The sequence below is a fragment of the Dysgonomonas reticulitermitis genome (assembly GCF_054601275.1).
This window is the reverse complement of record NZ_BAAHWU010000012.1, coordinates 16,112-30,387: the sequence shown is the minus strand read 5'-3', so window position 1 is coordinate 30,387 and position 14,276 is coordinate 16,112. Positions and strand designations below refer to the sequence as shown.

The 14,276-nt window shown below is 38.5% G+C and carries 7 protein-coding genes; 3 read left to right on the top strand and 4 right to left on the bottom strand.

The genetic code is table 11. The features are described 5' to 3' along the window. Positions 1–4 precede the first annotated feature (4 nt). Genes ACYPZI_RS06930 through ACYPZI_RS06915 form a run of 4 tightly spaced genes read right to left on the bottom strand, consistent with a single transcriptional unit; the run spans position 5 to position 7,750 of the window. Positions 5–1,726, bottom strand: a complete 1,722-nt coding sequence (locus ACYPZI_RS06930; RefSeq protein ID WP_459599975.1) for a right-handed parallel beta-helix repeat-containing protein — start codon at positions 1,724–1,726, stop codon at positions 5–7. A 14-nt stretch (positions 1,727–1,740) separates the two neighbouring features. Then, a complete protein-coding gene (locus ACYPZI_RS06925) occupies positions 1,741–3,543 on the bottom strand; it encodes a right-handed parallel beta-helix repeat-containing protein (RefSeq protein ID WP_459599973.1) in 1,803 nt (600 codons plus the stop codon). Positions 3,544–3,585: 42 nt separating this feature from the next. Further along, a complete protein-coding gene (locus ACYPZI_RS06920; protein ID WP_459599971.1) occupies positions 3,586–5,103 on the bottom strand; it encodes a sulfatase family protein in 1,518 nt (505 codons plus the stop codon). Beyond that, on the bottom strand, positions 5,096–7,750 hold the full coding sequence (locus tag ACYPZI_RS06915) for a glycoside hydrolase family 2 TIM barrel-domain containing protein (protein WP_459599969.1): 2,655 nt from the start codon (positions 7,748–7,750) through the stop codon (positions 5,096–5,098). The genes ACYPZI_RS06920 and ACYPZI_RS06915 overlap by 8 nt, the downstream gene beginning before the upstream one ends. 435 nt (positions 7,751–8,185) lie before the next feature. Between ACYPZI_RS06915 and ACYPZI_RS06910 the strand changes: the two genes are divergently transcribed. From ACYPZI_RS06910 to ACYPZI_RS06900, 3 genes are read left to right on the top strand one after another with little or no spacing between them, the layout of a single operon-like run. Next, the gene (locus ACYPZI_RS06910) at positions 8,186–11,314 is read left to right on the top strand and encodes a SusC/RagA family TonB-linked outer membrane protein (RefSeq protein ID WP_459599967.1); all 3,129 of its coding nucleotides are present in this window, start codon (positions 8,186–8,188) and stop codon (positions 11,312–11,314) included. 10 nt (positions 11,315–11,324) lie between these two features. Beyond that, entirely contained in the window at positions 11,325–13,154 is a 1,830-nt protein-coding gene (locus ACYPZI_RS06905) for a RagB/SusD family nutrient uptake outer membrane protein (protein ID WP_459599965.1), read from the top strand. Positions 13,155–13,187: 33 nt separating this feature from the next. Continuing rightward, positions 13,188–14,246 carry a DUF5013 domain-containing protein gene (locus tag ACYPZI_RS06900; protein ID WP_459599963.1) on the top strand — a complete coding sequence of 353 codons (1,059 nt, stop codon included), beginning with the start codon at positions 13,188–13,190 and terminating at the stop codon, positions 14,244–14,246. Positions 14,247–14,276: the final 30 nt, after the last annotated feature.

Sequence of the window (14,276 nt, the reverse complement as noted above, 5' to 3'; positions counted from 1 at the left end):
TAGCTCAAAATAGGTTTTGAGTATCACTCTCTACCTTCACATCTCTCGAATGCTCTATAACAAAGCTTTCAGCCTTAGTGTCGCTACATGGATAGTCTGTTGTTTTATTAATTGTATTGTTCTTGAAAACAACCCCATCCACCGAATACAGATTCAGAATCTCAGGAGTAAATATATTAAATTTATTATTTTCGATTAATATATTCCGATTGTAGTCTGATTCTGTTTTTTTGTCCTCGCTGATGCCGCTGGCAACCTGTATTACTGCATTTCCCCAAGTTCCGTAAAAGCAATTATCGAATGTGTTGTTTCTTACAATCAAGTCCCTTACGCCTGCTTGTTCGTACCAGAAACGGCAATCGCCTTCGAGTAATATAGCTGCGCCCGGAGTATGGAAATAATTGTCTTCTATAATTGTTTTTCCTCTCGACCCTAATAGTATGCCACGGGCACGGTTGCCTCTGATTATACAATTCTTAATAAGAACTTCAGGTTGTGTGTCTATCGTTGCTATTCCGTCTCCTTCTTTTATTTTATCAGATAATGTATTCTTAAATGTAACTTTGGTATATTCTTCATTTATACGTTCAGTTTTCAGTACTATATTATCCGCATAAGTATTAAGGCTCTCTGACTCTACAAATTCCATATTTCCCTCAGGAAGCACAAAGTCAACTCCGTATTGTTGCGGATGCACCATTCTTACCATCAGTTCTTTACCAGATAATATCTGATCTATCTGAGCATAAAGACCATGAATATTAGTGGCATCGTCTTTCTGGCTTTCAAATAAGCAGTTCGTCAAATTTATATAACCCGAACAGTTAACAAAATGGGTAGCATCGGCAGTTAGGCTTACTACTCTGCCCGAATTAGGTGTTGGACATACTTTTACACTATCTACGTTTATATTCTTACTCAACTGAGCTATAATACCCATACCTCCGCAATGATACATGTTGATATGCGAAAAATTAATATTCTCACTTTTCGTAATGTTGAAAGCCGGAACCAAACGATGAGCAGCGGCGAATGTCATCACATTTCCTTTTGTTGCTTTCAATCCCGGGTGATGCACTCTGACATATCCTTTTTCCAGTTCCTCTACCTTTGTGTAAGGTCCACTCCAATAATCTACTACTTTGTAGGCAGTTTCTTTCTTCTCCGGATCGAACTCCAATAGGCTATTCCATGGATAGATACGTTTTTCGTCATCGGTAAAGATCAGTACATTGTTTTCGACTTTATAAGGGAACGAATCGGAAAAGTAAACATCAACGCAATCGTCAGCTACAGCCACGATTTTACCTTCGGAATGGAAAGTCCGATGATAGTCTATGCTGAAATTTTTAAAGTTTATATTCTTTGCATTCTCTAACAAGAAGGGGGAAATGAATCCATGAAAAATGAATTCAGATCCTTGTCCGTCTATTTCGAAATCTTTCATGCCAGTGAGATCGAACGCAAACCGTTTCAGACTACCATCGTTATTGCTTATAAACAAATACTTTTCGGTAGCATAATCTGGCCAAAACTCGTATTTCCCTTTTGGAAAGATAAGCTTTTTTGCTTTTACCTTTTTACATTCTTTGATTGCCGCGAATATGCCCGGAGTAGCATCTTTTCCTTTAATAAAGTCCCCTGCATTAATGATAGTTTCTGTTTTTGTGCACGAAATCGCCATCACAAACAAAAACAATAAGAGGATACTATTCTTTACTTTCATCTGTTCTATTTTTTTTATTCGATTATGATGTTTATTACTTTGTCTTTTATTGTTACATCTGATTTTTTCATATGTTTTATTTTTACTATTTTTCCCTCAAAATCAGATGAATACTTATTGTTATTAATAAATACGTCCTTGCACCCGTCCAAGTAGAAACCCTCTACGCCGTAGAAAGGCGAATAACCGTAAGTCCGTACCACATTGTTATCCATAAATTGAAGATTCCCGACCGAGCGAGCGTAGAGTAGCACATGATCGAATGATCGGAATGTATTGTTATATATTTTAATGTTCTTATGATATGTATTTTCCTTCTCATTCCGAGGATGATGTGAAGGAGTGATAGCTATAACTCCGTCTCCCCATTTCGAGGTTAAACAATCATCAAAAGTGTTGTTTCGGATAACCGCATCATCACAAGCTCCCGATTCGAACCAATAATTATTATCACCTTCGATCAGAATTGCTGCACCTGCCGTCCTGAAATAGTTGTTCTCTATTATTACTTTTCCCGGTGTTGAAACAAGTATGCCTCTGGCTCTGTGCTTTTTCAGTATATTACAATTTTGTATGTGTACATCAGGCACCCAACTTTTATTTTCTAACACATCTCCTTCCGAAATACCGGAGGGTAGTTTTTCGGAGAAGCGTATATGATATCCAATCAGCTTATTATTCTCGTATTTTTCGGTAATGGTTTCTATTGTACGACTTTTTCCCCTTTGCATGGTTGTTTTGCCCACAATCCACATTTCATCTCCTTCCTTGATTGTATTTCTACTTGAGGCTTTACCGGATGGTGGAATTTCGATACTAAAATTGTCTATACATTTTTGTACGACGATGTTCATTCCATGCACATTTATAAAGTCGTCACCTTGACCGGTATGAGTGCAGTTGTCTACCTCTATCAAGCCTTTGCATGTATTGAAATGTGAAGCATCAGCTATCAGGCTAAAAACACGCCCTTTTTGGCTGTTCGCTGTCATATTCATATTCTTCATCGAAATATTTTCAGACCTGAAGCCTAAAATTCCATTACTGAGAGCATGATATATATTAATGTTCTCGAGGCTGATATTTTTGCTTTCGGATATCCCTATGCCATTTTTTATATACCTGCCATGCCACATAGTAATGTAAGTTCCTAACTCTGGTTTATAGTTCGGGGAATGATGAATGCGTATCAGTCCTTCTGAGACTTCTTCTGTTTTGTAGTCTTTGAAGAGGTTTTCGCCTAAAGGCATATCTAAAGTTTGATATACTATCTCCTGTTTTTCTTTATCATATAGGTTATGCCATTCAACTCCTTTTTTCCAATCTTCTCCTAGAAATAGTATTCTTTCATTTTCAATTACATAGGGGTATTGTTTTTTATCAATCTTAATATCAATACAGTTATTGTTGAGTGCTATTATTTGTCCTTGCGAGATAAATGGCCGTTCCCAATCCACAGAAAAGTTCTGCAACTTTATATTTTCAGATTCATGAATCTTTGCGATGCTCATATATCCATGAAAAATAAACTCTGAACCATCGCCTTCTATCGTTAGATTGTTAAGATTTTTTATAACAATTCCTATCTCTTGCTTTGCGTCACTGTCGATAAAGAAATGATAACTGCCTTTAGGGAAAACGAGGACATTTTCTTCTCCTACAGGAAAAGATTTCAAAGCTTCCCTTACAGTAGGTAAAACATTCTGTTTGCTATTTTTACCTACACCAAAATCAGTGATCAGCAACCTCTTAGCCGAAGCACTGATACTTAGAGATAAGGCAATAAGGATTACTATATGTCGTTTAACATATTCCATAATATAATTGTAATAATTAGTACAGATCTAGAATTTATTCTGTCATTTCTCTACTATTTTTCGTAGTAATGACGATAGCTCATTTGTTTTTTCAGGATATTTTTCTGCCAGATTTTTTCTTTCGCCGCTATCCTTTTTTACGTTATATAATTGTGGATTGGGATCGTTTCCCAATTCGGTTTTCGTTTGTTCGTTAAATACCCATCCGCTATTATTCGGCTCTATGTATTTCCACTCTCCGGCCAGCACAGACAATGTGCCGGTCAAAGATTGTTCTATTACATATTCTCTGCCTTTTTTATTTTTTCCTGTCCATGCTTCCCATTGGTTCAAACTATCAGGAGCGCTTCCGTTCGGAATATCTGCGTTTAGTAATCCGGCAAAAGAGGCAAGCATATCCACTTGCGACAATAATGCATCTGATACACCCTTCTTTATTCTCTCAGGCCAACTTACTATACATGGCACTCTCGTACCCGCTTCGAATGCACTATATTTACCGCCTCTATACCTTCCCCAAGGTTTATGTTCGCCAAGCAACTCTTCTGCTTTGTCTTTGTACCCGTCGTCTACAACAGGGCCGTTATCGCTTGTGATGATTAATATGGTGTTTTCCGTCAGATTATTCTTCTCCAACGTTTCCACTATTTGTCCCACAGTCCAATCGAATTGCAAGATAGCATCACCACGAGCTCCCATTCCACTTTTCCCTGCAAAGCGTGGATGTGGTACTCGGGGAACATGTATGTCATTCGTTCCAAAATACAGGAAGAATGGTGTATCTTTATTATTCTCTATAAATGCAACTGCCTTTTCAGTTATTCGATCGGCTATTTCTTCATCTTTCCACAAAGCGGATTTACCACCTTTCATGTATCCGATACGGCTAACTCCATTTACAATTGCCTGATTGTGTCCATGACTGGGATGAAGGGTTAAGAGTTCGGGATGCGTATATCCCAATAGCTCTCCTTCGAATGGTTTTGCATAGCTAACTTCTATGGGATCGTTCGTATCAAGATTTATTATCCGCTGGTTCTCCATATACACACATGGTACACGGTCGCCTGTTGCCGCCATAATGAAAGAATAATCGAATCCTATATCTTTTGGTCCCGGCGTCATATATCCGTTCCAGTCTTGTTGTCCATTCTCTCCAAGTCCCAGATGCCACTTCCCTACGGCCGCAGTTTTATAACCTGTATTCTGAAATAAGGCAGCTAATGTATACGTTCCGGCTTTGATGATCATAGGAGCATCGCCCGTAGCAATTCCCGTATTCGGTTTTCGCCATGCATATTCTCCGGTCAACAACGAATAGCGCGACGGAGTAGATGTGGCAGCGACAGAATGTGCGTTGGTAAATCTTACTCCCGATGCTGCAACTTTATCAACATTAGGAGTATGAATCGTCTCTGAGCCATTGCAGTTAATGTCACCATAACCTATGTCGTCAGCGTAGATGATAACTACATTAGGTTTTAATACACTAGATTGAGCTTGGCAATAGGGAATACTTATTGCCAAAACTCCAAATCCTGTCATTAACCTCTTATTCATTACCCAATCTACTTTTCAGTTCCATTACTTCCTGATCTCTACTAGTCAATTGTAGCTGAAGTGTATTTACCTGTTTTTCTAGTTCTTTGCAATCTGATGCAGATTTTGCTGTTGTCGAAATAGCCGTTTGAGTGCCTTTTGTTGCTGTCTGTGGTGCATAGTTTGCATCATAGAGCAGCGACATGTCAGCAGGGATAGACTCTATTTCTATTTCGTCTGATTCTAAGCCATAGCAATGAGCTTTGATCTTAATTTTACCTGCCGTTGTAGTTGCTTTTATAAATGCCGTTGCAACACCAAATTGCGTTTTCATCGGGTTAGCGTTGGTAGACGCATTTCCGATAATTTCGGCCGGTCCTTCCACTTCGAAGCGGATGTATTCCGATGCCAATACTTTGGTCACCCCTTTATTATCCACTATCATTGCCCTTATTGGAACAAAGTCTGAACCATCAGCCATTAATGCAATACGCGCATCGTCCAGCATCAATTTTATACCTGTTGTACGCTCAGGATATTTTTTCACTTGTGTACAGGCTACTTTACCATCTATCAAGCCTTCGGCCACCATTTCTATTTGATTGGTTCTATTTCTCCAGTTACTTGTAATTTCTCTGAAGTTGAACACATCTTTAAATGTTACGGGAGGATGTGGCATACCTTTATCTTTTTTGTCAGGCTTTTGTGTATCTATTACTTTTCCCATATAGGTCAATCGTACTTCCTCACAGTTTGTAAATACGACTACATCTTTTTCCGATTCCTGCGTCAACTCATTTGTGATATATATCATAGGTCCTGTTTTCAATCCTTCAATCTTAAAATTTGGATCGTATTGACTCTTGAATAAGTAGTAAGAATATTTTGGCATACGATACACATCAAGCAATCCTCCCCAGAACGGATCGGGATGATAGCCTCTCTGATGGTCTATTCCACACCATAATGTAGCGCCGATACGGTCAAGCGATGTACTGTATATTCCCGGTAGGTCTCTGGCGCGAGTCATTGCCTGATTCATCAATGCTTTTTCGCCCCATTCGCGTAATACTCTGGGTGTTGCATTCTGTGAATAAAAGTTGTCTACCTCTCCTCCATCGCCATATTCACGTGTGAGTGAATTTTTTCCATCTTGAGATGTTCCGTGATAATAGAAATCCAGTCCAGCCAGTTTAGCATGATCCACATCGGTACATGTAAATACTCCCGGATACGGGATTTCCGCATGTACGGCATTGTGCATTTCTGTCAACATCTCGATTGGCTGATCGTCTGTTTCATTCAGTCCCGTTTCCCAAAGGAGGACTGCCGGTCTGTTTCTGTCGCGACGTGCCATATTGTGAGAATCTTCGATTACTCTTTTTCGGAACAATGGGTTCTTATGGTTATAATATTGCCATCCCGGATTGGCTACAGTTACCAAAAGTCCGTATTCGTCACAAGCATCCATAAAAGCCGGATCGAGTGGATAGTGTGCTGCACGTACTACATTCGACCCCCCTTCGCGCAACAGAAGAGCATCGCGCCATTGGCCTGAATTTGGTAGTGCATTACCCACATATGCATAATCCTGATGACGGTTCACTCCCGAAAGTTTATGTCCAATGTATTTTTTGTTGACGAAGAAACCTTCTGCGCCTTTCATCTCAAACAAACGTATACCAAAACGCGTTCTGTACGAGTCTATAAGTTTACCTCCACTATACACCTCTGTCTTGATATAATGCAGATATGGATCGTCAGGATGCCACAAGTGTACATTATTTAATTTAAGATATTGAATTATTTGCGATTCGGCATTCTCCTTTACACTGACATTTTTTTCAAATACCTTAATAGTTTCTTTGTTCGCATTTTCTAATGTAGTCTTTATTTTAAAAGAACCACCTTTCCCTTTATTTTTTATTTCGGTTCTGACTTCAAGATCAGCGTTGTTTCCATTAACGTCTTTAGTAGCAACGAAAACTCCACCTCCGGCAATAGTATTACTCAATTCGGGGAAGGAAATGTACGTATTGTTAGTCTCTATCATATACACATCGCGATATATACCTCCCAAGTAAGTAAAATCGAGATAGTCCTGTTCTTTTCCAGGAGGATACGAATAATCATTGTTATTATCTGCTACAACAACTACTATATTGCTTCCGGCTTTGAGTTTTCCTGACAGATCGGCTGTAAAAGGGAGATATCCACCAAAGTGTTCTGTTATTTTCTCTCCATTCAGCCACACCTGAGCTTTTCCCATAACGGCTTCAAAATAGAGTGTGAAGTTCTTTGTTTCAAAATCCGCTAATGTGAACGATTTTCTATAAACAGCAACTCCCTGATAATTTCTCATACCCGAAGCATTTTCTCCGAGTATCTCTAATCCATGAGGCAAATTTGCTGTTTCCCAAGCTGAGTCGTCAAAATCTATTTTTTCTACTCCGGAAATATATCCTTTGATGAATTTCCAGCCCGGATTGAAATTATGTACTTTCCGAGGACTTCCATCTATTGTATGAAAACCTGCTGTTGAATATTCGGGAATTTTATGTTGTGCATAGCCTGAGCTAAACCAGATATTGCACAGTAAGAATACTGCTGAGATTAATAAAACTTTCTGAAAGTTGTTTCTTGAAATCATAATTTTGTGATTTTTCATGAATAATAGCTTTTAGCTTGATTCCTCTAATATCTAAAATATTTTCGATGTTACAATGTTAGTTTATTAAGCGCTTTAGAGGCATACAATTTGTAACAAAAAGCATCCAATTCGTTCGATCCTTATCTAGTTATACCTTTCATGCTTATCTTTGAAAGACATAGTTTAAACAGATATGCATGAAAAATATAAGTAAAGCAAACGACGCAAAATGAATGTTTTTTGTTACAAATAGAATGATGCATTGATAATAGAAGGGATACATTTGTTTACGATGATCATCTGTTTTTTTTATTACCTAAATTTATGAATATGAAACAACCCTATTTCTCTCAATAGTAACCAAACCATAAATATAACTTCCAATTTGTTTATGCGGAAATGTCAAAAAAGAAGACATATTATATGTTAACCCAAAAACAATTATAAGAAATCATGAAAAACGATTTTTACACAAAAAAAAATATTAAACAAACACCACTGTGGGGTATATTGTTTGTTGTGTTGTTATTAATTACTTCCATAACCAACAATCAGGTTCTCGCTGCAGATTCGCCTCTTCAGGAGATTCTAATTAAAGGTACTGTCAAAGACGCTCATGGCGAACCTCTAATCGGAGTAATTATACAAATAAAAGGAGAAACCGGAGGAACTGTAACAGATATTGACGGAAAATTCTCGATAAATGCACCGGGTAGAAACTCTGTTTTGGTAGTATCCTACATGGGATTCAAATCTCAAGAAATCACGATTGGCGATAGAACTATATTTGACATCGTTTTGAGTGAAGATGCTAAACATCTGGAAGAAGTAGTCGTTGTCGGATACGGGGTGCAAAAGAAAGGCTCGGTGACTAGCGCTATATCTACTGTAAATGTGGCAGATTTGAAGGTTGCAGCACCTCGTTCGATCAATAATATCCTTGCGGGCAAAGTATCCGGAATTGTTTCTGTACAACGAAGCGGAGAACCCGGAAAAGATGATGCACAGTTCTGGATACGCGGTATTAGCACACACGGAGCAGGTAATGAACCGTTAGTTCTGGTAGATGGAGTAGAGCGTTCGCTGAGCAATGTAGAACCCGAAGATATTGAAAATTTCTCGGTGCTAAAAGATGCTTCTGCGACCTCGATATATGGTATTAAAGGAGCTAATGGTGTGATATTGGTGACAACCCGCCGAGGAAAGACAGGTGCAGCATCCATCAATTTTAAATTTGAAACAGGGATGCAGCAACCCATAGCAAAACCTCAATTTGTTGATGCTCCAACCTATTTGGAACTATTGAACGAAGCTAATTTAGCCTCCAACCCTAATTATGTAACTCCATATACTCCAGAGGTTATCGAAAAACATAGATCGGGAGAAGATCCATGGTTATACCCAAATGTAGATTGGATGAAATTGATGATGAAAGATCATGCGTCAAGCCAACGTTTTACCGTAAATGCCACCGGAGGAACAGAGAAGGCCAGATATTATATAGCCGGGAGCTATTATGGAGAAACTGGAATATGGAATTACGACAAGTCGAAAAGCTATGATTCCGAAACTAGGCTAAGACGTGTGAACTTCCGTTCCAATACCGACTTGATGCTAACCAAAAGATTAGAACTTAGCTTAGGTTTAGGAGGTTATTTAATGCTTGGAAATAGCCCGGGTGAAGACAATTCAGGAAATTTATGGTATCATACGATGCTTGCCAGACCAGCTAAATATGCGCCTACAGCGCCAAACCCTGAAGATCCGCGCGAAACTGCTTATTTAGGATCAGGGGGTGCCGGAGACTTTAACCCATATGCTCTTTTGGTTAATAGTGGGTATACTGATAAATGGGCGAATACACTTCAAACGGATGTAAACCTTAAATTTGATGCTTCCGATGTTTTAAAAGGATTAAAAGCAGGAATGATGTTCTCATACGATGCTTACTCTTACAATAATGTGAAAAGAAATAAATCAGATGATGCATGGGTAGTTAAGGGAAGAGATGCTAACGGAGAACTTATTCTCGAGAAAACATACAGTGGATCGAAAGAATTAGGCTATACAAAGTCTGCGGGTGGTAACAGACGTGTTTATTTTCAATCAAATTTAAATTACGATCAGACTTTTAACGAAGATCACGGAGTGAGTGGCTTAATTCTATTTAATATGCAGGATTATCAAGATGGAGATGCAGCTTCATCTATAATGGGTTTGCCGTATAGAACAACAGGTCTTGTCGGACGTGCTACTTACAACTATAAGAACAGATATTTTATTGAAGCCAATGTTGCTTACAATGGCTCGGAAAACTTTAAAAGCGGAGATCGTTTCGGATTGTTCCCGTCCATCTCATTAGGTTGGATCATTTCGGACGAATCTTTTTTCCAAAATATGATTAGTGATAAAATAATCAATTATTTGAAATTTAGAGGGTCATATGGTGTGAAAGGGAATGACCGAGTCGGAGGACGACGTTTTGCATACTTGACAACTACCGGAGGTGGATATGGTTCATATATACTTGGAAAAGACGTGAATAATAATTGGTATAGTATAGGTGAAGATGAATGGGGGGCAGACCTTACTTGGGAAAAAGAAGCTGAAACGAACTTAGGAATAGAAGTCAGATTCTTAGATGGATTTTATATACAAGCAGACTTTTTTAAACGTCACCGCGAGAATATTTTTCAGGCACGCAACTCAATGCCTGCTATCATAGGTGTCGCTAAACGTCCTTATGCTAATATCGGAGAGTTTGAAAATAAAGGTATAGATGCGACATTTGAGTATAATCGCATAATTGGAGACCTGCAAGTCTCTTTTAAAGCGAACTATACATTTGCTCGGAATAACTTATTGAATAACGATGAGCCTGATTATAAATATACATACCAAAACAGAAAAGGGAAACGACTGAACCAGCCATTTGGGCTGGTTGCAGAAGGCTTATTTACTTCACAAGAAGATATAGCCAGTTCTCCTACTCAAACGTTTGGGGCAGTACGTGTAGGTGATATCAAGTATAAAGATATTAATGGAGATGGAGTAGTTGACACTTACGATGAAGTAGCGATTGGTAATCCAGATATTCCGGAAACTGTTTATGGATTTGGAGTTTCTTTAGGTTACAAAGGTTTTGATGCATCTATATTTTTCCAAGGAGCGGCCAATATGGATTTCATGCTTGGTGGTGATGGTTTCTTCCCTTTTACCCGAGGCGAAACTCAGGGTAATGTCACAAAATGGGCTACAGACCGATGGACAGAAGAGAATCCTCGTCAAGATGCATTATTTCCTAGGTTGAGTTCGGGCGATAATCCTAACAACTATAGAAATTCTACATGGTGGCAGCGAAGCGCCAATTATTTGCGCATAAAAACAGCAGAAGTAGGCTACACCTTTCCAAAGACGATGACAAAAAAAGTAGGAGTATCAGCTTTCAGAATATACGTTTCAGGGTTGAATCTACACACATTCAGTAGTTTCAAATATTGGGATCCAGAACTGGGCAATGGTAGTGGCGCGGCTTATCCGTTGTCACGGACTCTTACTGCCGGTATAAATGTTAACTTTTAAATCTAAAGCAATGAATAATATAAGAAAAATAATAATCGCTGTCGTTATAGGGTTAATAGTTATTCCCTTTTCATCATGCGACGGGTATCTGGACAAAAAACCGGACGATATGCTAACATTAGACGATATATTCAAGTCTCGACCACGTTCCCAGTCTTATTTAAGTAGTATCTATAGCTTTATTCCCGATGAGCTAGAGCTGCAAAATAACTATAACATGATGGGGATATGCGACGAAGGAGACTTCATTTGGGCTGCATCATGGGCCAGACAAATAAATATAGGCAACTGGAATCCGGGGAGTGGCTATTATAATAAATGGGATAATTTTTATAAAGGTATACGTTCTGCGTCTGTATTTATCAATAAGATAGATGAAAATGATGACCCCACTCTGGAACCAATGGTTAGAGCTAGTTGGAAACAGGAAGCAAAAGCCTTAAGAGCAATCTATTACTTCTATTTACTTCGGCAGTATGGCCCAATAATAATTATGCCAAACGACCCGATGGATGTAAATTCAACAAATGAGCAATTGCAAATACCTAGAAGTTCGTTCGAAACATGTGTAGAATATATCCTAAATGAGTTTAATGAAGTAATTCAAAGTGCAGACCTACCTGATACTTTCGAAAACGATAAAGATAAAGGAAGAATAGATAAACGCACAGTAATGGCATTTAAAGCAAGACTTTTGCTCTTGTATGCAAGTCCATTTTGGAATGGCAATTCGGATTTCGCCGGATTTAAAAATGTGGATGGATCGGCGTTGGTTAGTACAACTAGAGATGAATCTCGTTGGAAAGACGCGGCTGATGCAAACAAAGCACTGATAGATAAAGTTCTGAATGGAAAAGGTATTGATGATGGTTTGTTCAAAAAAGGAACAAGTGGAACAGGTCACGATCCGTATGTATCTTATAGAGATCTTTTTCTCGATAGATGGAATAGTGAGATTATTTACGCCCGTCCGGTAATGGCTTCATCCAACGCTAATAATGGTTGGGAGCGCCACTGTGCTCCACGTATAGTAAACGGATGGAATGGAGTAGGCGTTTCGCAGCAGATGGTAGATTCATACTTTATGGCTAATGGAGATAAATATGATCCTTCGGCAGAAGATCTTACTAAATTCTCGACAGCAGCAGACAAATATACCAAAACAGGGATAAACATGATGTATGTAAACCGCGAACCAAGATTCTATGTATCTATTATTTATAATGGAGCAGACTGGATTTATAAAGAAGATGGACAGCCGGCAAAAACCGTAGAGTTATTCTTTAAGGGGAACTGCGGCAAGGGTGGTTCTCACGACCATAGTGCTACAGGATATTTGTGTTCGAAGAATATCAGTCCAAATTCGGATCTAGCAAACTGGACTGGAGCTCTTAGGTCGTTGGTAATGGTAAGATTAGGAGAGATTTACTTAAATTATGCTGAAGCGCTGAACGAATCTCAAGATAATCAGACTGTGAGAAATGAGGCTGCATTGTATATTGACGCTATTCGCAAAAGAGCAGGAATACCAGTATTAACTACTGACAAGAAGGCGTCCCAGGCGACTATGAGAACAGCTATCAGGGATGAACGAAGAGTAGAGCTTGCTTTCGAAAACTTTAGAGCATGGGATACTCGCAGATGGAAAATTGCAGAACAAACAGATGGCTCTCCTTTAATGGGAATGAATGTTGATGCCGGAGAAAGTTTGAATGATGCGACTTTTTATAAGAGGACAATTATAGAGAAACGTACTTTCCCTAAAAAATTCTATTTGTGGCCTATACCGGAGGATGAAACAATCAGGAATAGAGCATGTGTACAAAATCCTGGTTGGTAAATGATAATTTGTGATATTTATAAATTAAAGATTATGAAAAAATATATATTAATATTAGCTGGGGTATCCGCACTTTTATCTGTTCCCTTTTTTACTTCTTGTGATGTTGATACATTAGAGGATGTTGAAAAAATAGAGCAAACTGTCAGCTTGGTACAAGTAGAAGAAGGAACTGTAATGCTAAAAACAGATAATGTTATCGCAGACAAAGAAAATCTTATGTTTAAAAAAGCATTTGGTCTGGCTCTGTCTGGGTTTGATGAAAATATAGGCTTTAGCGCAGATTTGGTTTTAGACTACAATGACATTCCCGAAGGGAGTGTCGGTCTCAATGCCGGAGATTGCTTTCTAACAGCAACAGAAAATGGGATTGATAAAATAACAAATCTTAATGTGCCCGCAGGCAATAAGAGTAAAGCGTTTTATTTAAGTATTAAGAAAGAGGCGTTAGATGCCAATGAAGGGGAAATAATTGCCGTAAAATTAAAAGTTCGCAACTTGGATAACTATAAGCTTAACTCGTTAGATTCTGTTTATATAACAATGAATACAGCCGACTTTGGAAATAAGCAAATAGATGTAACAGATAGATATTTTCTAAACCCCACATTTACACGAAAAGAAGGTACTACCACACGCTTTGCAAATTTGCAAGATTGGATTGCAAATGCAGCTGTCACTGAGTCTAGACCAGAAGGAGCAGGATATGATCAGAATTGTGGTTACATGGGAATAGAAAGATGGGGTTCATGGGATAATCCTATTATAAATGGAAAAATTTACCAGTCATTTGAACTAATAGAAGGAAAATATCGCCTTGAGGTGGAGATGAAAAAAACAGCGCCAGAGAAAGATACCTATTGGATGGTAGCTGAAGGGAATGGGTTGCCGGACAACACAGGCGTTTCTGGCGCAATTGCATCAGTGGAGGTCGTTTCCGATTTCAATAATAAAACACTTCCTCTAGAATTTTCCATCGATCGGAAAAAACAAGTATCTATAGGTATCTTGATAAACATAGATAAACAGACAGAACGAATAATACAGGCGTCGAAGATCAAACTATTCAAACTGGAAAGCTTTTTCGATTAATTACAAATAAACTTCTTAGCGCTTTTAACA

Bases quoted from the DNA above. Each gene is read 5' to 3' on its own strand.
- ACYPZI_RS06930 (WP_459599975.1), bottom strand. From the start codon at position 1,726: ATGAAAGTAAAGAATAGTATCCTCTTATTGTTTTTGTTTGTGATGGCG.
- ACYPZI_RS06925 (WP_459599973.1), bottom strand. From the start codon at position 3,543: ATGGAATATGTTAAACGACATATAGTAATCCTTATTGCCTTATCTCTA.
- ACYPZI_RS06920 (WP_459599971.1), bottom strand. From the start codon at position 5,103: ATGAATAAGAGGTTAATGACAGGATTTGGAGTTTTGGCAATAAGTATT.
- ACYPZI_RS06915 (WP_459599969.1), bottom strand. From the start codon at position 7,750: ATGAAAAATCACAAAATTATGATTTCAAGAAACAACTTTCAGAAAGTT.
- ACYPZI_RS06910 (WP_459599967.1), top strand. From the start codon at position 8,186: ATGAAAAACGATTTTTACACAAAAAAAAATATTAAACAAACACCACTG.
- ACYPZI_RS06905 (WP_459599965.1), top strand. From the start codon at position 11,325: ATGAATAATATAAGAAAAATAATAATCGCTGTCGTTATAGGGTTAATA.
- ACYPZI_RS06900 (WP_459599963.1), top strand. From the start codon at position 13,188: ATGAAAAAATATATATTAATATTAGCTGGGGTATCCGCACTTTTATCT.